This is a genomic window from Paracoccus halophilus (genome assembly GCF_000763905.1).
GTDB classification, from domain to species: domain Bacteria; phylum Pseudomonadota; class Alphaproteobacteria; order Rhodobacterales; family Rhodobacteraceae; genus Paracoccus; species Paracoccus halophilus.
Genome location: NZ_JRKN01000014.1, coordinates 67563 through 88871 on the forward strand (window position 1 = coordinate 67563; position 21309 = coordinate 88871).

The window sequence follows — 21309 nt, forward strand, 5'->3', positions numbered from 1 at the left end:
GTATCTCAGGTCACATGCGCTGACGGGTCGCGGATGCGGGCCACCTGGGCCACGTCGCTTTCCGCCTCCAGCGCCGTCAGCAGCGCGTGAAGATGCTCGTGGTCGCGCAGCTCGACCTCGACCCGCAGGCGATAGAAATCGGGTTTGCGATCCACGAATTCGAGATCCGAGATATTCGCCCCCTGCGCCCCGATCAAGGTGCATATCCGGCCAAGCACCCCGGCATCGTGGCGGATGGTCAGCGACAGCATGGTGGAATAGGCCGGAGGGTGCTGCCCCTCGCGCCAGTGCAGATCGACCCAGCGTTGCGGGCTGTCCTCGAACTCGGCCAGGACCGGGCAGTCGATGGCGTGGATCACCACCCCCTTGCCGCGATAGGTGATGCCGACGATCCGTTCGCCGGGCAGCGGGCTGCAACAGGCGGCGCGGGTGAATTCCTGATCCGCCTGCAGGCCGGCGACGGCGCGCCGGGCGTCGATTTCGCTGCTGGCGGCGGCCAGTTCGGGGTAAAGCGTGGTCAGCACCTCATGGGCGGAAACCTCGGCGCTGCCGATCCGGGCCAGCAGCTCATCGGTATCGCTCAGCGCCATCGTCCGCGCGGCCGTGCGCAGCGCCTTGTCGCTGACCTTGCGGCCGACATGCTCGAAGGCCACGCGCACCAGTTCCGCCCCCAGCCGGATAAAGCGGGTCCGGTCCTCCTGCCGCAGGCTGCGCCGGATCGCCGCCTTGGCGCGGCCGGTCACCACGATATCGAGCCAGGTCGCCTGCGGACGCTGGCCGGAGGCGGCGATGATCTCGACCGACTGGCCGTTCTTGAGCCGCGTCCACAGCGGCACGCGGATGCCGTCCACCTTGGCGCCGACGCAGGAATTCCCCAGCCTCGTATGGATCGAATAGGCGAAATCCAGGGGGGTCGCCCCCTTGGGCATCGGCACCACATCGCCCTTGGGCGTGAAGCAGAAGACCTGATCGGAATACATCTCGAGCTTGACATGCTCCAGAAATTCGTCGTGGTCCTCTTCGCCGAAACGTTCGGTCAGGCTGGCGATCCATTCGCCGGGATCGACGGCAAAGGGGTTCTCGGTCCGCACCCCGTCGCGATAGGCCCAATGGGCGGCCACGCCCGCCTCGGCGACCTCGTGCATCTGGCGGGTGCGGATCTGCACCTCGACCCGCTTGCCGTCGCGGCCCGACACGGTGGTGTGGATCGAGCGATAGCCGTTCGCCTTGGGCTGGCTGATGTAATCCTTGAACCGGCCCGGCACCGCGCGCCAGCGATGATGGATCACGCCCAGCGTGCGATAGCAGTCCGGTTCGGTCCGGGTGATGATGCGAAAGCCGTAGATGTCGGACAGGCGCGAAAAGGAAAGCTGCTTTTCCTGCATCTTGCGCCAGATGCTGAACGGGCGCTTGGCGCGGCCATAGACATCGGCCTCGATCCCCTCGCGTTCCAGTTCGGCCCGGATATCGGCGGTGATCTTGGGGATCACATCGCCGGATTCGCGCTGCAGGCTGACGAAGCGGCGGATGATCGAATTGCGCGCCTCGGGGTTGATGACCTTGAAGGCCAGATCCTCAAGCTCTTCGCGCATCCATTGCATGCCCATGCGCCCGGCCAGCGGCGCAAAGATATCCATCGTCTCGCGCGCCTTTTGCGCCTGCTTGTTCGAGCGCATCGACTTGATCGTGCGCATATTGTGCAGACGGTCCGCCAGCTTGACCAGAATGACCCGAAGATCGCGCGACATAGCCATGAAAAGCTTGCGGAAATTCTCGGCCTGCTTGGAATGCGCGCCGGACAGTTGCAGATTGGTCAGCTTGGTGACGCCATCGACCAGATCGGCGATCTCGCGGCCGAAAAGCTGCGAGACCTCGCTCCAGGTCGAGCGGGTATCCTCGATCGTGTCGTGCAAGAGCGCGGTGATGATCGTGGCATCGTCCAGCCGCATCTCGGTCAGGATGGCGGCGACGGCGACGGGATGGGTGAAATAGGGCTCGCCCGAGTGGCGGAACTGCCCCTCATGCATGCGGCGCCCGTATTCATAGGCGCGGCGGATCAGTTCGGCGTTGGTTCGCGGATTGTAGTTGCGGATCAGCGCGATGAGGTCTTCGACGTCGATCATGAGTGGCCGAAGACCTTCAAGCTCAGTTCCTGCCCTGCGCTTCCAGCATCATGCGCAGCATCCGTTCCTCGGATTCGTCATCGACCGGTTTCGGGCGGTCGATTTCCGCACCCAGAAGCAGCGCCATCGCGTCCTCTTCGGGCTCATCGACCTCGATCTGGGTCTGGCTGGCCTCGATCATGCGCTCGCGCAGCTCGTCCACGGGCTGGGTCTCGTCGGCGATCTCGCGCAGCGAGACGACGGGGTTCTTGTCATTGTCGCGGTCGACGGTCAGCGGGCTGCCCGCGGCGATTTCACGCGCACGATGGGCGGCCAGCATCACCAGGTCAAAACGGTTCGGAACCTTGTCGACGCAATCTTCGACTGTAACGCGGGCCATCGGTCACCTTATCGGCTGGAATCGGGATGCAGGGCGAAGCCGGATATTTGACGCCGCACCGCAGGATTGTCAAGTATGGGCGGGTTTCATGCCGTCAAGCGCGCCCTGCGGCAGCGCGGCCAGCAGTTCTGCCACGGTCCTGCCCAGCCGCGGATGGCACCAGCCCGGCGCGATCTCGGCCAGCGGCGCCAGGACAAAGCCGCGCTCCTGCAGCCGGGGATGGGGCAGAACCAGCCCCTCGGGCGCGGTCTGCGCCTGCTGTTCCAGCGGCAGGGCACGCCAGCCGTCCTGCGTCGCGGCATCGGGCAGGACCCGGTCGCCAAAGGCCAGCAGGTCCAGATCGAGCCCGCGCGCCTGCCAGCGCAGGCCCGCGCGCCGGCGGCCGAACGCGGCCTCGACCCGGTGCATCTGCGCCAGCAGCGCCTCGGGTTCGAGCTGGCAGGCGAATACCGCCGCCGCGTTCACATAGTCGGGACCCGAGCCCGCCGGAAAGGCCGGAGTACGCCAGAAGCGGCTGATGGCAACCGCCTGAATCGCGTCATGTTTGCCAAGCTCTGCCAATGCCTTACGCAAGGTAAGCTCCGGCGGACCTGCCGAACTAGGCAGGTTTGCCCCGAGTGCCAGCAGGGCTAAGTTCGCATTCTGATTTAATCCACCCAACACCCAACACCGAGGAAAACGTGTTTTACAAGGACGACCGGCTCGCATTGTTCATCGACGGGTCGAATCTCTATGCAGCCGCAAAGTCGCTAGGTTTCGATATCGATTACAAGCTGTTAAGACAAGAGTTCGAGCGCCGGGGAAAGCTGGTTCGCGCGTACTATTACACAGCGTTACTTGAGAACGAGGATTACTCTCCGATTCGCCCGCTGGTGGATTGGCTGCATTACAACGGCTATTCCATGGTCACCAAACCGGCCCGCGAATACACGGACGGTCTGGGCCGCCGCAAGGTCAAGGGCAACATGGATGTCGAGCTGGTCGTCAACGCGCTGGAGCTTGCGCCGCGGCTGGATCATGCGGTGCTGTTTTCCGGCGACGGCGATTTCCGGCCGCTGGTCGAGGCCCTGCAGCGGCAGGGCGTGCGCGTCTCGGTCGTCTCGACCATGCGCAGCCAGCCGCCGATGATCGCGGACGAGCTGCGCCGCCAGGCCGATAACTTCATCGAACTGGACGCGCTGCGCGAGGTGATCGGCCGGCCGCCGCGCGAAAATGCCGATCAGGAGGCCTGATACGCCGCCCGATCGCCGCCGGATCGGCGGCAGGGCGCGTTCGGATGCGGCGCTGGCGGGCGAACCCGGCTGCGCAACCTTACCCGCGGAGCATTGAGCAGACGATACCGGCAGCCGGCGGCAACCGGCAGCCGGTTTCCTGCGTTGAAGCTGAACCCGCGACCGGGCTAGAACGGCCGGGAAAGGCCAGTGAAGGAAGATGGCATGATCCGCCCGAGCGACGCATGACCCTGACCCCCAGTTTCAGCGACGGTTTCCGGCCGCAATCGGATCTGGCCGTGATCGTCGCCTGCGACGGCAATTACCTGCCCTATGCCGCGACGCCGGCGCTGGCCATGGCCGCAAGGCCGCGGCGCGAATATGACGTGCTGATCGGCGGCCCCGAGCCGGTCGAGATACCGACCGCGTTGCGGCAGCTTGGCATTGCGCATGTCGCGGCCCGGAACGAGGCGCTGCTGGATGCCTTGCCGCTGGATGCGCGCCGCTCGCTCGCGACCTATATGGAGCTGTTTCTGGGCGAGGCCCTGCGCGGCATCTATCGCCGGATTCTGGTGATCGATGCCGACATCCTTTACGAACGCGGCGATCCGGCAAGGCTCTTGCGGGCCGATATGCTGGACCGCGCGGTCGCCGCGGTGCGCGACAACCGGCAATGGCGCACCCCCGGCCGCAAGGTGCGCGAATTCAGGATGCTGAACGAAGCCGCCCATCCCTATTTCAACGCCGGCGTGGTGATGATCGACACCGAGCGTTTCGCCGCCCAGGACCTACCCGCCCGCGCCGGGGATTTCGCCCGCAACCATCTGGCGGGCCTCGGTCGCGATCAGGCGCTGATGAACGGCATGCTGAAAGGCGACTGGGCCGAGATCAGCCCGCTGTGGAACTGGCAGTTCACCGCCGCCTCGGCGCATCTGACCTCGATGGCCGACCCCTGCCTGATCCATTTCATCGGCACCCGCAAGCCGTGGCTGGCATCCTCGCAGGGGGTGGTGCCGATGCGGATGCGCCGCGCCTTTGGCACGGTGCTGACGCAGTATTTCCCCGACACCGCCCCGGTGCCCGAGGCGCTGCGCCGGCAATGGCCAAGCGCCGGCAGCCTGCGCGCGGCGCTGTTCCGGCAATGGCGCGCGGCCGGGGCGATGATGCGTTACCTCAACCGCTTTCCCGATACCTATACGATGGTCGATCCCCGCGCCTGAGCGCCGGCTCAGCGTTCGGTCAGCTTCAGTTCGATGCGGCGGTTCCGGGCCAGCGCCTCGGGGCTGTCGCCGGGGGCCGCCGGGCGGGTATCGGCAAATCCGGTGGGCGCCAGGCGATTCGCGGCAAAGCCCAGGTCATCGACCATATAGCGCACCACCGCCAGCGCGCGCGCCTGGCTGAGTTCCCAGTTGTCGCGATAGCGGCCGAAGCCCGATAGCGGCTGGCTGTCGGTATGGCCGTCCACCCGGATGATCCAGTCGATCTCGGGCGGGATCTCGTCGGCGATCTGGCCCAGCATCCCGGCCACCCGCGATATCTGGTCGCGCCCCTCGGGCGACAGCGTCGCCTCGCCCGCGGGAAACAGCACTTCCGAGGAAAAGACGAAACGGTCGCCCGCCACCTGCACCCCCTCGCGCCCGGCAAGGATCTGCGACAGCCGGCCAAAGAATTCCGAGCGATAGCGGGCCAGATCGCGCGCCTCGTCCACGGCGCGGCTGCGCTCCTCCTCGGCCTTCAGGCGCGCGGCTTCCTCAAGCGCGCGGCGCTTGCGCTCTTCCTCGGCGGCGCGCAGCAGCGCGACATTGAGCTGCGCGCCCAGATCCTCGGCCCGCAGATCGGCCGCGCGCTGTTCCTCGCCCGCCGCGTCCAGCACCGCGCGCAGGCTGCCAAGCTGGTCGTTGAGCTGCGCCACCTGCTGATTGAGCAGCGCGACGCGGCGCTGATCCTCGGTCGAAAGCGCTTCTTGCTCGGACAGTTTCTGCTGCGCCAGCGCCAGCAGACCCGCCTGCCGCGCCGCCTCATCGGCCTGCTGGTCCCGCTGGGCGGCAAGCTCCTTGCCGGCGGTCTCGGCGGCGGCCAGCAGCGTCAGGGTCTCCTCGGCCTGCTTGCGCGCGGCCTCGAGCTCCAGCGTCGCGGCGTCCAGTTCGGCGCCGGATTGCGACAGGCGCTCGCGCAGCGCCTGCGCGGCGGCGGCATCCGCCAGACGCGCGGCCTCGGCCTCGTCGAGTTGCAGCCGCGCCTCGCTGTTGCGCCGGCGCAGATCGCCGATCAGCGCCTCGAGCGCCTCGCGCCGGGCCGCCGCCAGCCGCGCGGCCTCGGTCCGGGCGTCGATCTCGGCCCGGGCGCTGGCGATGGCCTGCTGCGCGCGGCGCAGCCTTTCGCGTTCATCCGTCAAGTCGCGTTCCAGCGACCCCGCGCGCGCCTGCGAGGTGGAGAGCGACTGCGACAGTTGCGCGACCTGCGCGCCCAGCCGGTCCAGCTCGCTGTCCTGGGTGGTGATCTGGTCGCGCAGCACCGATTGCACCAGCAGGAATATGGTCAGCACGAACATCATGACCATCAGCAGCGCGGTCATCGCATCGACGAATCCCGGCCAGATGGTGGCCGAAAAGCGGCCGGCGCCGCCCCGGCCAAGACGCTTAAGTGCCATCGCCCCGCTCCAGATTGCGGATCGCGCGGGTCAGCGCGGCCATATCCTCGCGCAGCTCCGAGATCAGCCCGTCGCGACCGCTGGCCGCCTCTTCGACCATCCGGCCCAGAAGCTCGTCGATCGAGCGCAGACGCATCCGCACCTCGGGGTCGTCGGGCGGCGCGACCTTGCCCCCGGCCAGTTCGATCAGCCGGTCCTGACCATCCGCCAGCCGGTCCAGCGAACGGCCAAGCGCGCCGATGCGCGCCTCCCCGGCCTCGGCGGGCGGGGCCGCGGGCGCCTCGGCCAGCGCGACCAGCCGGTCTTGACCCTCGGCCAGACGCTCCAGCGCCGCGGACAGGTTCCGGTCGCGCCCGGCACCCTCTTGCGCCGGGGGCGCTTCGGCCAGCGCGATCAACCGGGCCTGACCTTCGGCCAGACGCTCCAGCGCCGCCACCAGCACCGGCGATTCCGACAGTCCCGAGATCGAGCGGTCCAGCCCGGCCAGCGCCTGCGCGGTGGCCTCGCGCTCGGCCATGAGGGCGTCGCCCAGCCGGTCGCGATCCGAGCCCAGCAATCCGGCCAGCTTTTCGACCCCCTGCGCCAGCGACAGCGCGCGGCGATCGGCGGCGGCGGCCTCCTGATCGCGCAATTCGTCGCGCAGCGTGTAGAATTCCTGCAACCCGGCCAGTTGCAGCTCGATGCGCTCGGCAAAGCCGGCCAGTGCCGCCTCGCCCAGCCCCTGCCCCTCGACGCCGCTCACGCCGATGCGGGTAAAGCCCGACATCCATTCTTCGAGCTCGCGATAAAAGCGGTTCTGGCCGTGGCTCGCGAACAGTTCCAGCAGCCCCACGACCAGCGACCCCGCCAGCCCCAGAAGCGAGCTGGAAAAGGCTGTCGCCATGCCGCCAAGCTGCGATTCCAGCCCGGTCATCAGCTTTTCGAAAACCTGGATCCCGGTCTCGTCCCCCTGTGGCGCCAGCGCGCGGATGGTGTCCACGACCGCCGGAACGGTGGTGGCAAGCCCATAGAAGGTTCCCAGAAGTCCAAGGAAGATCAGCAGATTGGACAGATATCTTGTGATGTCGCGCGCCTCGTCGATGCGCGTCGCCACCGAATCCAGGATCGAGCGCGAGGATTCGGTCGAGATCACGCCGCCGACCGGCCGACGCTGGCCCAAAAGCGCCGCCAGCGGCGCCAGCAGGCGCGGCGCGTCCTCGGGCCCGGCCGGCTCCGGCGTCTGCAGGCCGCGTGCCGCGGCATTGCGGCTGCGGCTGGCAAAACGCTCGATCCAGCTGACCGATTTCACCAGTTCCGCGACCTGCCAGAAACAGCCCAGCACGCCCATCACGAATACCGCGAGGATCAGCCCGTTCAGGAACCGGTTCGAGGAAAAGATCGGCAGGATGCGGCCATAGGCGAACCAGGCGCCGGCAATGACCAGCGCCAGCACCACCAGCATCAGCAGAACCTGCCGTACGGGTTGCGAGAAACGGGGCTGCGCGGGCGCGGTCATGGCCGGCCCGCCGCGCGTCGCCGCCAGACGGGCGGCGCGGGATTTGCGGTCTTCGGGTGCGGCATGCGCGCCTGCGGGTTCTTCGCCGTCAGATCGGGACAAGTTCGACCCCCTTGCCTGCTTCGGCCCCGACTGTAGGGGCAGTATCGCGCGCTGCCAAGTCGCCGGAAGCGGCCGCGCCGCTTATGTCTTTTCGCCCCCCGATTGCATCAGGTTGCGGACCTGCCGGGCCAGCCGGTCGATATCCAGATCCTCGACCCCCATCTGCGCCAGATGGCGCGCGGTATTGAACAGGTAATCGGCATTGGCGCCGCGGCCGCCACGGGCGCCGGCGATGATCCGCGCCTGTTCGAACAGGTCCAGCGCGCCGGCATACTGGTCGTGATCATGGCGGATCACATAGCTGACCGCCTCGACCCGGCGGCCGTCGTCAAGCCGCAGGGGCAGCACCGTCTCGATATAGGCGCCGGTGGTCAGTTCGCGTTCGCGCAGGGCGGCCAAAGCATCGGGCCAGTCCGGCCCGGCGCAGCGCAGCGCCAGGCCGGTGCAATGCGCGCCGGGGTGGCGGTCCAGGCCAAGCACCAGCCCGGGCGCCTCGGCCGTGCCGCGATAGACCACGGAAAGCAGGCAGAAACTGCGCGAATAACCGTCAAGCCGGGCGGTCGCCATCTCGGCCACGGGAAAACCCGGATCCCACATCAGCGAGCCATAGGCAAAGACCCAGTGCTGCTGCCCCTCACCCATTCCTGACCCCGAGTCCCTGAACACTTTCCTCTTGAAAACTCTTAGGGCAGCATGGCCTGCGATCCAAGCCGCCACGCCAAAGATGAGGCTTCCTTGCGCCGTCTGCTTATCCTTGCGACCCTGCTTGCCGTTTTGCTGGCCGCTTTCTGGCTGGGCGGCGAAACGCTTCTGGCGCGCGAACTGCGCAGGCTGGATGCGCGCGACCCCACGGTTCGGATAGAAGCCGTCAGCGAGCTGCGCGAGGCGCGGCGCATCGGCGTGCAACTGTCCGCCCTGCGCCTCGACACCCCCGCCGGGCGGCTTGAACTGCCGCAGGCCGATCTGTGGCTTGCCCCCCTGCGCCCGACCGAGATCCGGCTGAACCTGCCCGCGCAGGCGCTGCTGGATCTGGGCGCCGGGCCGGTGACGCTGGGCCTGACCGAGGCCGGAGGCCGCATCCGGCTGCGCCCGCTGGCCGGCGGCGCCCTGGATTCGGCCGGGCTGAGCACCGGCCCGGTAACGCTGGATGGGGCGCCGCTCGCCACCTCTCTGGGCGTCACGGCGGCGCTGGTTCCGACGGGCGACGATTCGCCCCCAAACACGATGGCGGCCTATGATTTCGCGCTGCGCACCGACCGGCTTGACCTGGCGCGGCTGACCGGCGGCCTGCCCTGGCCCGGCCCGCTGCAGCTCGATGCAAACGGGCGGGTCTGGCTCGATTCCGCGCCCGGCCCGACGCGGCTGGCGCCGGGGACGCGCCCCCTCCTGATCGGGCTGCGGATCGACAGGGGCGAACTGAAACTGGGACCACTGGCCGCGCGGCTCATCGGGCAGTTGCGGGCGGACGAACAGGGGCGCGCCGAGGGGCGGCTGGCCCTTTATACCCCGGATGCCGCGCCGCTCCTGCGCGCGGCGGCCGATGCCGGGCTGATCCCGGCCGATGCGGTCGGGCCGGCCGAGACCGTGATGCGGACCCTCGGCGCCTTCCCGCTTGCGGCCGCGCCCGGCGCCAAGGGGGACGAGGCGGGAATTGCTGGCATGGTTTTCCCCGCACCCGCGCCGGGCGAGCTGCGCCTGTCGCTGCGCCTTGCCGATGGCCGCATGAGCCTGGGGCCGGTGCCGCTGGGCCCGGCGCCCGTATTCCCGCGCTAACCGTCCTTGCGCGGCCCGGCCGGCGCGCCCTGACCGCGCCCGAAATCGGGGGCCGAGGTGTCCTGACCGGCCTCGATGATGCCGCGCCGGATGGCGCGCGTGCGGGTGAAATACTCATGCAGATGCGCGCCGTCGCCCATGCGGATCGCGCGCTGCAGCACGAATAGCTCCTCGGTAAAGCGGCCGAGGATATCCAGGACCGCCTCCTTGTTTTGCAGAAACACGTCGCGCCACATGGTCGGGTCCGATGCGGCGATCCGGGTGAAATCGCGAAAGCCCGCGGCCGAATATTTCACCACTTCGCTCTCGGTGATGCGCTTGATGTGATCGGCCACGCCCACCATCGTATAGGCGATCAGATGCGGCGTATGGCTGGTCACGGCCAGCACCAGATCGTGATGCGGCGCATCCATCTGCTCGACATTGGCGCCCATGGCGCGGATCAGCCCGGCCAGCCGCTCCACCGCGCCGGGATCGGTGCCCTCGGGCGGGGTCAGCAGCCACCAGCGCTGACGAAACAGGCCCGCAAAGCCGGAACGCGGCCCCGAATGCTCGGTCCCCGCCAGAGGATGACCGGGAATGAAATGCACGTCCTGCGGAACATGCGGCAGGACCGCCTCGATCACCGCCTGCTTGACCGAACCGACATCGGTCAGCGTGGCGCCCGGCATCAGATGCGGCGCGATCTGCTCGGCCACCACGCCCATGGCGCCCACCGGCACGGCCAGCACCACCAGATCGGCGCCCGAGACAGCCTCGGCGATGCTGTCGGTCACATGATCGACCAGCCCGATCTCGCGCGCGGTGTCGCGGGTCTCGGGGCTGCGGGCATAGCCCACGATCTCGCCGGCCAGCCCCGCCTCGCGCATCGCCAGCGACATCGAGCCGGCAATCAGCCCCAGCCCGATCAGCGCCACCCGGTCATAGACCGCCGCCATCAGCTGGTCCCCGCGCGTTCCGCCATGAACTGACCGATGACATGCGCCACCCGCCGGCACGAAGCCTCGTCGCCGACGGTGACGCGCAGGCAGTTCGGCAGGCCGTAGCCGGCCACCCGGCGCACGATCAGGCCCTGGCTCTTCAGCGCCTCGTCACAGGCCACGGCGGTGTCCTGATCGGCGAAGCGCGCCAGCACGAAATTCGCGCATGAGGTATCCGAGGGCACGCCCTTCTCGGCCAGCGCCTCGGCCAGCCATGCGCGCAGCCGGGCGTTCTCGGCCTGGCAGCGGGCGACGTGATCGCGGTCCTGCACGGCGGCTTCGGCCCCCTCCAGCGCGACATGGGACAGGTTGAAGGGGCCGCGGATCCGGTTCAGCACATCGACGATCTCGCGCGCGCCATAGCCCCAGCCGACGCGCAGCCCGCCGAGGCCGTAGATCTTGGAAAATGTCCGCGTCATGAAGACATTGGGCAGCCGCGTCGCCAGCTCCGCGCCGCCGTCGTAATCCCCGACATATTCGCAATAGGCGGCGTCGATGACCAGGATCGCCTGCGGCACGGCGCGCGCCAGCCGCTCAAGCTCGGGCAGGCCGACCATCGTGCCGGTCGGGTTGTTCGGATTGGCGACAAAGATCAGCCGCGTGCGCTCGGTCGCGCCGGCGATCAGCGCATCGATATCGGTCACCCGGTCGCGCTCGCGCACCTGCACCGGGGTCGCGCCGGCGGCATGGGCGCTGATGCGATACATCAGAAAGCCATGTTCGGTAAACAGCACCTCGGTTTCCGGCCCGGCATAGGCCTGGCACAGGAAATGGATGATCTCGTCCGATCCCACGCCGCAGATGATCCGGTCGGGGTCGAGCCCGTGCACCTCGGCGATGGCCGCGCGCAGCCCGGCATGATCGGTATTGGGATAGCGATGCAGCGCATGCGCCGCACGAATGACCGCCTCGCGCGCCTTTTCCGAAGGGCCAAAGGGATTCTCGTTCGAGGACAGCTTGACCACGTTCTCGACCCCGGCCAGCTTCGAGGCGCCGCCCTCGTAAAGCGCGATCTTCATGATGCCGGGTTGTGGAACGATGGGCGATGATGTCTGCGTCATGGCGGGCCTCTTGCAAGCCTCGTCCTCTTAGCGCCGCCGGCCGGGCTTGGAAAGGCTTGTCATCCGCGCGCCGCGCCGCCCTTCTTCTTCATCCAAATATCCACAGCCGCGGCCGCCGCCGGGCCGGGCGCCGCCATCACTCGGCCGCCAGCGCCTTCTCCAGTTCGGGCAGAAAGCGGTTGGTGTAATCCTCGCGGACCAGCGGACCGGCATGGCGGTAGAGGATGCGCCCTTCGCCATCAATGATGAATGTCTCGGGCGGCGCGGTCACGCCCCAGTCGATCGCGATCCGGCCGCGCGGGTCGGTGGCCAGCGCGTGGAAGGGATCGCCGTCCTCGGCCAGAAAGCGCAGCGCCGCATCCTCGGGATCCTTCAGGTCCACGCCATAGACCGGCAGGCGCTGCGACAGCTCGGTCAGCGTCGGATGTTCGGCCCGGCAGGGCGGGCACCAGCTGGCCCAGAAATTCACCAGCTTGACGCCGGGCGCGCGCAGCATCTCGTCGGTCAGCTGCACCTTGCCGGGCAGCGTCGTCTCGCCGACCGCCGGCGCCGCGCGCCCGATCAGGGTCGAGGGCATCAGATTGGGATCGTCGCGCATCAGCGCCCAGCCGGCCAGCCCGGCGAAACCGACGAAAACCGCCACCGGCAGCAGCATCATGGGGGATAGTCTAGCCACGGTTTTCATGCTCCCTCAGTTCACGGCGCGCGCGGGCATTGGCGATGACGCTCTGCACGATGATCGCCGCCAGCAGCGCCAGGCTGACGCCATAGGCGGCCAGCACGGTTGCGGCATATTTTCCCAGTTCGGTCATCTGCGGTTCTCCCTTGCCAGCAGCGCGGCCAGACGGCGGCGGCGGATCTCGGTCCGGGTGCGGATCAGCAAAAGCGCCAGGAACAGCAGGAAGAATCCCAGCATGGTCAGGTAAAGCGGATAGCGATAGACCGCCGACATCCGCTCGCCCGGGGCCAGCGACAGCGAGGCGCCCTGATGCAGGCCCTGATTCCAGAAATTCACCGCATAGCGCGACAGGATCGCAAAGACCGACCCGACCAGGCACAGAACGCCGGTCAGATCGGCGGCGCTGTCGGCATCCTCGACCGCGCCCCACAGCGCCATATAGCCCAGATAGAACAGGAACAGGACCAGAAAGCTGGTCAGACGCGGGTCCCATTCCCACCATGTCCCCCACATCGGCTGGCCCCAGATCGCGCCGGTCATGAGCGCGATCAGCGTCATCACCGCGCCCACCGGCGCCGCGGCCTTGGCGGCCAGCGCGCTGACATGATGCCGTCTGATCAGCCAGATCAGCGAGGCGACCAGCATCATCAGCCAGATATTGATCGCCATCAGCGCCGCCGGCACATGCAGGAAGATGATCTTGACCGTCGATCCCTGCTTGTAATCCAGCGGCGTCAGAAAGCCCCAGACCAGCCCGACGACGGTGCAGAGCGCCGCCCCCGCCACCACAAAGGGCAGGGCCGCGCCGGATGTGCGCATGAATTTGACCGGATTGGCATATTCCCAGATCGACATGGATGCTCCCTAACGCTACCCCCCTGCCCGCTCAAGTGTGCGATGGTCGCACTCACCGCAGATTGACCCGCAAGGCCGCGGCGCTGGCAAAGGGCACCAGCGCCAGCACCGCCAGCGTGATCGCCGCCAGAAAGACCAGCGGCGTGACCGGATCGGCGCCCGAGGCCCCGCGCCGCACCGCCTCTGCCCCGAAGATCAGCGTCGGCACATAAAGCGGCAGCACCAGCAGCGACAGCAACAGGCCGCCGCGGCGCAAGCCCACGGTCACCGCCGCGCCAAAGGCGCCCAGCATCGACAGCGCCGGCGTGCCCAGCAGCAATGAGGCCAGAAGCCACGGATAGGCCGGCCCGGGCAGATGCAGAAGCACCCCCAGCAGCGGCGCGAACAGAACCAGCGGCAGGCCGGTGGTCAGCCAATGCGCCAACGCCTTGACCGCGACCGCGCCTTCCAGCGGCAAGGGCGCGGTGGCCAGCAGGTCCAGGCTGCCATCCTCGAAATCCAGCGCGAAGATGCGGTCCAGCGACAACAGACAGGCGAGCAGCGCCCCCACCCACAGGATGCCCGGCGCGATCCGCGCGAGCTGGCCGCCCTCGGGACCGACGCCAAAGGGGACCAGCGTGCAGACGATCAGAAAAAACGCCAGCGCAAGGCCAAAGCCGCCACCGGCGCGGGTGGCAAGGCGCAGGTCGCGAATCAGCAGGGATTTCATGCCCGCGCCCTCATGCGAAGGCCTCGTTGAAACCGGCGGGGCGCTGGTCGCGTTGGCCGGGACGCGCGCGATAGGGCGCCAGGTCAAGGATTTCCGCCTCGGGCAGGCCCAGGTCGATATGGGTCGCGATCAGCGCCGCCCCGCCCTGCGCCAGATGGTCGCGCAGCACCCCCGCGAACAGCGCGACCGAGGCACTGTCCAGCGACACGGTGGGCTCGTCCAGCAGCCAGACTGGCCGGCCGGTGACCAGCAGCCGCGCCAGCCCCAGCCGGCGCTTCTGCCCGGCCGAGAGCGCATGCGCCGGACGGGTCGCCAGATCGCGCAGGTTCATCCGCTCAAGCGCCGCGCCGATCTCGGGGCCGTCAAAGACCCGGCTCCAGAAACGCAGGTTCTCGGCCACGCTGAGCGCCGGTTTCAGCCCGTCGGCATGGCCGGCATAGGCCAGGCTCTCGGGCGCGGCCTCGATGGTGCCGGCAACGGCGGGCTGCAAGCCGGCCAGCGTGCGCAGCACCGTGGTCTTGCCGATGCCATTGGGGCCGCGCAGGATCAGCGCCTGCCCGGCCGCCAGCGCGAAGGACAGCTGCTCGACGGCCCGCAACCCGCCGCGTGCGACGGCCAGATCGCGCACCGCCAGCCGTGTCATAGCGGGATCAGCGCACAGGCGACGCGCCGGCCCTCGGACAGGGTCACGTTATAGCTGCGCGCGGCCGAGGGCGAATTCATCGGCTCGACCATGATGCCGGCCTGATCCAGCGCGCTGGCCATCGCCGCAGGCACGGCGGCGATATCGCCGCCCATGCCCAGAAACAGCACGTCGATTTCGGATGCCAGCGCCAGCAGCGCCGCGATATCGTCAAGCCCCGCCCATGGCCGCGCGCCGCTCGCGGTCACGATCACCGCGCCCTCATGCACCTGACCGGCCACGCGAAAGAAGCCGGGGCCGTAGCCGTCCACCGGCACGGCCCCGGAAAATTCGCTGGGCAGCAGCACCGGCATCAGGGCGCGTCCCGGAAGGCCGCCGGAACCTCATCGGTCTTGTCCTGCGGGTCGGGCTTGGACCAGTCGCGCTTCACGCCCAGCCACAGCACGATATTCTTGGCGACATAGACCGAGGAATAGGTCCCCACGACGACGCCCCACAGCATGGCAAAGACAAAGCCGCGGATCACGTCGCCGCCAAAGGCGATCATCGCGCCAAGCGCCAGCGCCGTGGTCAGCGCCGTCATCACGGTGCGCGAGAGCGTCTCGTTCACCGTCAGGTTCATCACCTCGCGCAGCGGCATGGACTTGAACTTCATCAGGTTTTCCCGCAGCCGGTCGAAGACGACCACGGTATCGTTGACCGAATAGCCCAGAATGGTCAGCAGCGCCGCGATGGTCGTCAGATCGAATTTCAGCTGCAGGATCGAGAAAATACCGATGGTCACCAGGACGTCATGGACGACCGCCACCACCGCGCCGACCGAGAACTGCCATTCGAAGCGCAGCCAGATATACAGCAGGATGCCCACGGTCGCGGCCGCGACCGCATAGATCGCGGTCATGATCAGCTCGCCCGAGACCTTGGGCCCGACCGATTCCACCGCCTCGAAACGGACCTGCGGATCGACGGTGCGCAGCGCCGCCTCGACCTCGTTCAGCTGCTCGGGCGTGACCGAGCCGGTTTCGTCCTGGGTGCCGATGCGGATCTGCGCCACATGCTTGTCCTGGCCGAAACCGGGATCGAAGACCTCGGTGATCGAGACATCGCCCAGATCCAGCGGGCTCAGCGCCTGCCGGTAATCGCCGACCTCGAAGGCGGTCGGGCTGGTGGTGCGGATCGTGGTGCCGCCCTTGAAGTCGATGCCGAAGTTCAGCCCCACCACCAGCACCGAGATCACCGACAGCAGCATCGCCGCAGCCGAGATGCCGAAGGTCAGCCATTGCCAGCGGAAAAAGTCGATCCTCGTTTCGTCGGGGACGAGTTTCAGACGGAATGCCATGAGCTTGCCCCCTTACAGAACCAGTTGCTTCGGATTGCGCATGTCGATCCAGACCACGATCATCAGGCGCGTCAGGTAGATCGCGGTAAAGACCGAGGTGACCAGCCCGATGGTCAGCGTTACCGCAAAGCCCTTGACCGGGCCGGAACCCAGAAAGAACATCACCAGCGCCGCGATGAAGGTGGTCACGTTGGCGTCGATGATCGCGCTCATCGCCTCGGAAAAGCCGTCGTCGATCGCCTTGACCACCCGCTTGCCGCGTCGCAATTCCTCGCGGATGCGCTCGAAGATGATGACATTGGCATCGACCGCGGTGCCCACGGTCAGCACGATCCCGGCGATGCCCGGCAGGGTCAGCGTCGCGCCGATCATCGACATGACCGCCAGGATCAGGATGATGTTCACCATGACCGCGACCGAGGCAAAGACGCCGAACAGCCCGTAGCTGGCGATCATGTAGCCCACCACCGCGACCGTGGCGATCACCGCCGACAGCCGCCCGGCATCGATCGAATCCTGTCCCAGTTCCGGGCCGATGGTGCGCTCTTCGAGGAATGTCATCTCGGCCGGCAGGGCGCCGGCGCGCAGCAGCACCGCCAGCCGGGTCGAGTCGTCGATATTCATCGCGCCGGAGATCTGGCCCGAGCCGGTGGTGATCGCGGATCTGATCACCGGCGCCGAGATCACCTGATCGTCCAGCACGATGGCAAAGGGCTGGCCGATATTGGCCGAGGTATAGGCGCCGAACCGCTTGGCCCCCGAGGGGCCGAAACGGAACTCGACCGCCGGCTGGCCGTCCTGATCGAAACTGGGCCGGGCATCGGTCAGATCCTCGCCGGTGACGACGGGGCGTTCCTCGATGATGTAATAGATGCCCTGCTCGTCCATCGAGGGCAGCAGGACATTGCCCGATCCCGGCCGGGCATTGGCATCGGCGGTGCGGCTGACGACCGGGTTGAAGGTCAGCTTCGCGGTGGTGCCGATCAGCTGCTTGAGCTCCTCGGCCGAGCCGATGCCGGGCACCTGGATCAGGATGCGGTCCTTGCCCTCGCGCATGATGGTGGGTTCGCGGGTGCCGACCTCGTCGATGCGGCGGCGGATGATCTCAAGGCTTTGCTGGACGGTGCGCTCGTCGGCGGCGGTCTTTTCCGCGTCCGACAGCGCGATGCCCAGCCGGTTGCCGCTGGCGGTGACGACCAGATCGTCCTGCCCCGCCCCGGTCAGCGAGGTGACCGGCACCGCCAGCCCGCGCGCGATCTGGACGGCGCGGGCCATCTGGTCGGGATTGCCGATCTCGACCGCCAGTTCGCCCTCGGGCGCCTCGACGCGGCGGATCGCGCCGATGGTCCCGCGCTCGGCGGCCAGCGCGTCGCGCAATTCGGGCCAGAGCGCATCCATCCGCGCCTTGTAGACATCCTGGACATGCACCTCGCCCAGCAGATGCGCGCCGCCGCGCAGGTCGAGGCCCAGATTGACCAGCCCCGAGGGCAGGAAATCCGGCCAGCCGGCCCGCGCCGCGCTGTCCTCGGTCGATTCGAAGCCGTTGCGTTCGGCCGCGGCGATGGCGTCGTTATGCTGCTCGACCCGGTTATAGAACAGGTTCGGCATCGCATAGAGCAACCCCAGGGCCACCAGCCCCAGAATCAGCAGACGCTTCCAGAATGGGATGTCCAGCATGGTAAGATGCGCGGCCTTCCGTGTTGGCGGCTCAGGTATTCGCGGCGGCGGGCTGGGTGCGGTTCACCACGCCGGTAATGGTCGAGCGGATCACCCGGACCTTGACGCCCGGCGCGATCTCGACCTCAAGCTCGGTGTCGCGCACCGAGGTGACCTTGCCGACCAGACCGCCCTGGGTGACCACCTCATCGCCCTTTTTCAGCGCCTCGACCATGGCGCGATGTTCCTTCACGCGTTTCTGCTGCGGCCGGATCATCAGGAAATACATGATCACGAAGATCAGGCCGAACATCGCGAACGTGCTGATCATGCTTTGCGGCGAAGCGCCTCCGGCGGCCTGGGCATAGGCGGGGGTCACGAACATCTGCGATACCTCTGAGTATGTGCTCCGGGCGATCCCCCGGCGGAATTTGGCGCGCACCCTAGCCGCCAGCCCGGGCATTGGCAAGAAAGCGCGACCCCGCTGCCGGCAAAGCCACCGCAACAGTTCCAAGACATGGACATGACAGCGGGCATGTGGCAGGCAGGGCCCACGTGATAAAGGTGCGATCATGGCAAAAGACAAGGCGCAGGATCAGCTTGAGCCGGCACGTCACGCCGCGGATACGGCCGATCCGACCGGCATCGGCCGCCTGCTGGCGATCATGGCCGCGCTGCGCGATCCGGAAACCGGCTGTCCCTGGGATATCGAGCAGGATTTCGCCTCGATCGCGCCCTATACCATCGAAGAGGCGCATGAGGTCGCCGATGCCATCGCGCGCAAGGCCTGGGAGGAGCTGCCCGGCGAATTGGGCGATCTGCTGCTGCAGGTGGTGTTTCACGCACAGATGGCCGATGAGGCCGGGATGTTCGGCTTTGCCGATGTGGTCGGCCATGTCACCACCAAGATGATCGACCGCCACCCGCATATCTTCGGCGACGAATCCCGCGACAAATCCGCCGAACAGCAGGTCCGCGACTGGGAGGCGATCAAGGCGCGCGAACGCGCCGCCAAGGCCGAACGGGGGGTGCTGGACGGGGTCGCGCTTGGCCTGCCGGCCCTGACCCGCGCGCTGAAACTGCAAAACCGCGCCGCGCGCGTCGGCTTCGACTGGCCAGGGCCGCAGGATGTCCTGAACAAGATCGCCGAGGAAAGCCGCGAACTGGTCGAGGCCCGGGACAGCGCCGATCACACCCATCTGACCGAGGAATTCGGCGATCTGCTGTTCGTCATGGCCAATCTGGCGCGGCATCTGGACATCGACCCGGAAGAGGCGCTGCGCATGGCCAATGCCAAGTTCACCCGCCGCTTCCGGGCCATCGAGGCGGCGCTGGCCGCCGATGGCCGCCGCCCCGAGGACAGCGACCTGGCCGAAATGGATCAGCTTTGGGATGCCGCCAAGGCCGCCGAACGTGGTTAGGCTGAAGGTCGATCTGCCGCAGCTTGCCGGCGCGCAATATGTGCGCCTGCTGCGCGACCGCCCCATGCATATGGTCTGCGAGATCAGGCTGCATGGAAAGCCCGCCTATCTGAAGCTGTTCCGCAATGGCGATCCCGCCGATACCGTCCGCCGGACCGAGGCGCGGCTGCACGAGGCGGCGCAGGCTCTCGGTCAGGGCCAGGATGCCGTGGTCCTGCCGCTGCATTCGGTCCCGGATCAGGGGGTGCTGGTTCTGGAAGCCGCGCCGGGCGCCCCCTCGGCCACCGTGCTTGCCTCGGCCCGCGCAACGCGCCGGGCCTGGCTTCTGGGGCGCATCGGATCGTGGCTGCTGCGCCTGACCGCGCCGTCGCGCGAGCGCGGCACCTTCGGGCCGCGCTTCTGGCTGACCATGGCCGAGGAACGCCTGCTGACCGCCGAGGGCGACTGGATCGACCGCGAACTGGTTGCCGGCCATATGGCGCAGTTGCGCGCCGAAGCCTTCCAGCTGCGCGGCGCCAGCGTCGAGCGCGCGGCCTCGCATGGCGATCTGACGCCGGACAATATCTTCTGGGACGAGACCACCGGCCGCATGACCGGCATCGACATGCAGGGCGGCGCCATGATCCCGGTGGCGCTGGACATCGCGCGGCTTCTGGCCTGGCTCGAGGGCCGCCGTCCCAGCCCCGCCGCCGAGACCATCGACGGCATTGCCGCCGCGGATTTCGATGCGCTGGTTTCGGTCCCCGGCCTGCTGGCCGAGGACCAGCGCCCCATCCTGCGCTTCCTGATCGGGGTGATGATGCTGGGATATTACCTCTATTGCCCGCGCCAGCCGCGGCGGCGCGGATTGCTGGCCGAGGCCATGCGGAACTGGATCAGGTAGGCGCCATGATCTCGGCCAGCGCGGCGTCATAGACCGCCAGCGCATCGGCCGCACCGACCGCCCGGCCGGCGCCTTCCGAAAGCTGTCGCCGCCAGCCGCGCGCGCCGGGCCGGCCGTGGAACAGGCCAAGCATGTGCCGGGTGATCTGATGCAGCCGCCCGCCCGCCGCCAGATGCGCGGCGATCCGCGCGCGCATGGCCCGCGCAGCGTCGAGCGGATCGTCAAAGGGCGGGGTCTCGCCCCACAGCCGATCCGCCTGGCCCAGCATGTCCCAGGGCTGATGATAGGCGGCGCGGCCGACCATGACGCCGTCCATCACCGCCAGATGTTCGCGCGCCTGATCCAGCGAAGCGATGCCGCCATTGACCGACAGATCCAGATCGGGAAACTCCTGCTTCATGCGATGCACCAGCGGATAATCCAGCGGCGGCACCTCGCGATTTTCGCGCGGCGACAGGCCTTGCAGCCAGGCCTTGCGCGCGTGGATGGCGATGCGGCGCACACCCGCATCGCGCATGCGGCGCAGAAAGGCGGGCAGGACCGTCTCGGGCTCCTGCTCATCGACACCGATGCGGCATTTCACCGTCACCTCGACCGGGCTGGCGGCAATCATCGCGGTGACGCATTCGGCGACCAGTTCCGGGCGGGTCATCAGCACGGCGCCGAAACAGCCCGATTGCACCCGGTCGCTGGGGCAGCCGACATTCAGATTGATCTCGTCATAGCCCCAGCCGGCGCCGATCCGCGCCGCCTCGGCCAGCTGCGCGGGGTCCGAGCCGCCCAGTTGCAGGGCCAGGGGATGCTCGGCCGCGTCGAAATCCAGAAGCTTCGCCCGGTCGCCATGGATCACCGCCGGCGCGGTCACCATCTCGGTATAAAGCAGCGCCCGGCGCGACAGGAGCCGGTGAAACCCGCGACAGGCGCGGTCCGTCCAGTCCATCATAGGCGCAATGGCAAGTCTATGTGCTTGATATTTCGTCATTTTTCCAGTAGTATCAACTCATTGCGCGGCGGCGTGTGCACTCTAATTTACGACCCAATACGCCCCTTTTCGCCACGTTTCGACCGCGCACTGCACACATAGAGCACACGAAATGGCGACCATATCAAAGCTTCCTTCGGGCTCCTGGCGAGTCCAGGTCAGACGCAAAGGGCACTACATCAGTGAATCCTTCCTGCGCCGCGGTGACGCGGAGCTTTGGGCGCGGACCATTGAGGGCAAGATTGTTGATTTCCGCTGAGAATTGACCCGGTAGCCTCCCGAATTTCCACTGAGAATTGACCCATGTGAACACGTTGCCCTGACGGATTCGGTCGGGGAGATATGGAGTGATTGACATGGGATTTTTG

General features: G+C 67.7%; 23 protein-coding genes. 5 read left to right on the forward strand and 18 right to left on the reverse strand.

The window, feature by feature from the left end; translation table 11 throughout:
• Positions 1 to 5: 5 nt before the first annotated feature.
• The 3 genes from IT41_RS11315 to folK all read right to left on the reverse strand — a co-directional run bounded on the left by IT41_RS11315 (position 6) and on the right by folK (position 3210).
• Positions 6 to 2123, reverse strand: a complete 2118-nt coding sequence (locus IT41_RS11315) for a RelA/SpoT family protein (protein ID WP_036741295.1) — start codon at positions 2121 to 2123, stop codon at positions 6 to 8.
• 22 nt (positions 2124 to 2145) lie between these two features.
• Positions 2146 to 2502, reverse strand: coding sequence for a DNA-directed RNA polymerase subunit omega (rpoZ, locus tag IT41_RS11320; protein WP_036741296.1), 357 nt, complete (start codon positions 2500 to 2502; stop codon positions 2146 to 2148).
• Between the two features lie 69 nt (positions 2503 to 2571).
• On the reverse strand, positions 2572 to 3210 hold the full coding sequence (folK, locus tag IT41_RS11325; RefSeq protein ID WP_052081448.1) for a 2-amino-4-hydroxy-6-hydroxymethyldihydropteridine diphosphokinase: 639 nt from the start codon (positions 3208 to 3210) through the stop codon (positions 2572 to 2574).
• On the opposite strand from folK, the gene IT41_RS11330 reads away from it, so the two are divergent.
• Together IT41_RS11330 and IT41_RS11335 are read left to right on the forward strand one after the other, a co-directional pair.
• The gene (locus tag IT41_RS11330) at positions 3183 to 3734 is read left to right on the forward strand and encodes a LabA-like NYN domain-containing protein (protein ID WP_036741299.1); all 552 of its coding nucleotides are present in this window, start codon (positions 3183 to 3185) and stop codon (positions 3732 to 3734) included. The two genes, folK and IT41_RS11330, sit on opposite strands and share 28 nt — an antisense overlap.
• Before the next feature lie 224 nt (positions 3735 to 3958).
• On the forward strand, positions 3959 to 4933 hold the full coding sequence (locus IT41_RS11335) for a glycosyltransferase family 8 protein (protein ID WP_052081450.1): 975 nt from the start codon (positions 3959 to 3961) through the stop codon (positions 4931 to 4933).
• 8 nt (positions 4934 to 4941) lie between these two features.
• On the opposite strand, the gene IT41_RS11340 is transcribed toward IT41_RS11335, so the two are convergent.
• The 3 genes from IT41_RS11340 to IT41_RS11350 all read right to left on the reverse strand — a co-directional run bounded on the left by IT41_RS11340 (position 4942) and on the right by IT41_RS11350 (position 8602).
• The gene (locus IT41_RS11340; protein WP_036741304.1) at positions 4942 to 6363 is read right to left on the reverse strand and encodes a peptidoglycan -binding protein; all 1422 of its coding nucleotides are present in this window, start codon (positions 6361 to 6363) and stop codon (positions 4942 to 4944) included.
• Positions 6353 to 7960: a hypothetical protein gene (locus IT41_RS11345; protein WP_052081452.1), complete on the reverse strand. Its 1608-nt coding sequence runs from the start codon at positions 7958 to 7960 to the stop codon at positions 6353 to 6355. Before IT41_RS11345 ends, IT41_RS11340 begins: the two co-directional genes overlap by 11 nt.
• An 81-nt stretch (positions 7961 to 8041) precedes the next feature.
• Positions 8042 to 8602 carry a gamma-glutamylcyclotransferase gene (locus tag IT41_RS11350; RefSeq protein WP_036741305.1) on the reverse strand — a complete coding sequence of 187 codons (561 nt, stop codon included), beginning with the start codon at positions 8600 to 8602 and terminating at the stop codon, positions 8042 to 8044.
• A gap of 93 nt (positions 8603 to 8695) precedes the next feature.
• On the opposite strand from IT41_RS11350, the gene IT41_RS11355 reads away from it, so the two are divergent.
• The gene (locus tag IT41_RS11355) at positions 8696 to 9733 is read left to right on the forward strand and encodes a DUF2125 domain-containing protein (protein ID WP_036741379.1); all 1038 of its coding nucleotides are present in this window, start codon (positions 8696 to 8698) and stop codon (positions 9731 to 9733) included.
• Here IT41_RS11355 and IT41_RS11360 read toward each other — a convergent pair.
• From IT41_RS11360 to yajC, 11 genes are all read right to left on the reverse strand, one after another.
• A complete protein-coding gene (locus IT41_RS11360) occupies positions 9730 to 10671 on the reverse strand; it encodes a prephenate/arogenate dehydrogenase family protein (RefSeq protein ID WP_036741308.1) in 942 nt (313 codons plus the stop codon). The two genes, IT41_RS11355 and IT41_RS11360, sit on opposite strands and share 4 nt — an antisense overlap.
• The gene (gene hisC, locus IT41_RS11365) at positions 10671 to 11774 is read right to left on the reverse strand and encodes a histidinol-phosphate transaminase (protein ID WP_036741311.1); all 1104 of its coding nucleotides are present in this window, start codon (positions 11772 to 11774) and stop codon (positions 10671 to 10673) included. The genes IT41_RS11360 and hisC overlap by 1 nt, the downstream gene beginning before the upstream one ends.
• A gap of 136 nt (positions 11775 to 11910) precedes the next feature.
• Positions 11911 to 12429: a DsbE family thiol:disulfide interchange protein gene (locus IT41_RS11370; RefSeq protein WP_036741382.1), complete on the reverse strand. Its 519-nt coding sequence runs from the start codon at positions 12427 to 12429 to the stop codon at positions 11911 to 11913.
• Positions 12430 to 12442: 13 nt separating this feature from the next.
• A complete protein-coding gene (ccmD, locus tag IT41_RS11375) occupies positions 12443 to 12586 on the reverse strand; it encodes a heme exporter protein CcmD (RefSeq protein WP_036741313.1) in 144 nt (47 codons plus the stop codon).
• Positions 12583 to 13308 carry a heme ABC transporter permease gene (locus IT41_RS11380; RefSeq protein ID WP_036741315.1) on the reverse strand — a complete coding sequence of 242 codons (726 nt, stop codon included), beginning with the start codon at positions 13306 to 13308 and terminating at the stop codon, positions 12583 to 12585. Before IT41_RS11380 ends, ccmD begins: the two co-directional genes overlap by 4 nt.
• A 52-nt stretch (positions 13309 to 13360) precedes the next feature.
• Positions 13361 to 14017: a heme exporter protein CcmB gene (gene ccmB / locus IT41_RS11385; RefSeq protein WP_036741317.1), complete on the reverse strand. Its 657-nt coding sequence runs from the start codon at positions 14015 to 14017 to the stop codon at positions 13361 to 13363.
• 10 nt (positions 14018 to 14027) lie between these two features.
• Positions 14028 to 14660, reverse strand: coding sequence for a heme ABC exporter ATP-binding protein CcmA (ccmA, locus tag IT41_RS11390; RefSeq protein ID WP_036741323.1), 633 nt, complete (start codon positions 14658 to 14660; stop codon positions 14028 to 14030).
• On the reverse strand, positions 14657 to 15013 hold the full coding sequence (locus IT41_RS11395) for an Mth938-like domain-containing protein (protein WP_036741325.1): 357 nt from the start codon (positions 15011 to 15013) through the stop codon (positions 14657 to 14659). Before IT41_RS11395 ends, ccmA begins: the two co-directional genes overlap by 4 nt.
• Positions 15013 to 15999 carry a protein translocase subunit SecF gene (gene secF / locus IT41_RS11400; protein WP_036741327.1) on the reverse strand — a complete coding sequence of 329 codons (987 nt, stop codon included), beginning with the start codon at positions 15997 to 15999 and terminating at the stop codon, positions 15013 to 15015. Before secF ends, IT41_RS11395 begins: the two co-directional genes overlap by 1 nt.
• A 12-nt stretch (positions 16000 to 16011) precedes the next feature.
• Positions 16012 to 17676, reverse strand: coding sequence for a protein translocase subunit SecD (gene secD / locus IT41_RS11405; protein WP_036741328.1), 1665 nt, complete (start codon positions 17674 to 17676; stop codon positions 16012 to 16014).
• A gap of 31 nt (positions 17677 to 17707) precedes the next feature.
• On the reverse strand, positions 17708 to 18040 hold the full coding sequence (gene yajC, locus IT41_RS11410) for a preprotein translocase subunit YajC (protein ID WP_036741337.1): 333 nt from the start codon (positions 18038 to 18040) through the stop codon (positions 17708 to 17710).
• Between the two features lie 187 nt (positions 18041 to 18227).
• Between yajC and mazG the strand changes: the two genes are divergently transcribed.
• On the forward strand, positions 18228 to 19076 hold the full coding sequence (mazG, locus tag IT41_RS11415) for a nucleoside triphosphate pyrophosphohydrolase (RefSeq protein ID WP_052081456.1): 849 nt from the start codon (positions 18228 to 18230) through the stop codon (positions 19074 to 19076).
• Positions 19069 to 19959, forward strand: a complete 891-nt coding sequence (locus IT41_RS11420; protein ID WP_231564737.1) for a phosphotransferase — start codon at positions 19069 to 19071, stop codon at positions 19957 to 19959. Before mazG ends, IT41_RS11420 begins: the two co-directional genes overlap by 8 nt.
• On the opposite strand, the gene dusA is transcribed toward IT41_RS11420, so the two are convergent.
• A complete protein-coding gene (dusA, locus tag IT41_RS11425; RefSeq protein WP_074948102.1) occupies positions 19952 to 20941 on the reverse strand; it encodes a tRNA dihydrouridine(20/20a) synthase DusA in 990 nt (329 codons plus the stop codon). The two genes, IT41_RS11420 and dusA, sit on opposite strands and share 8 nt — an antisense overlap.
• Positions 20942 to 21309 lie beyond the last annotated feature (368 nt).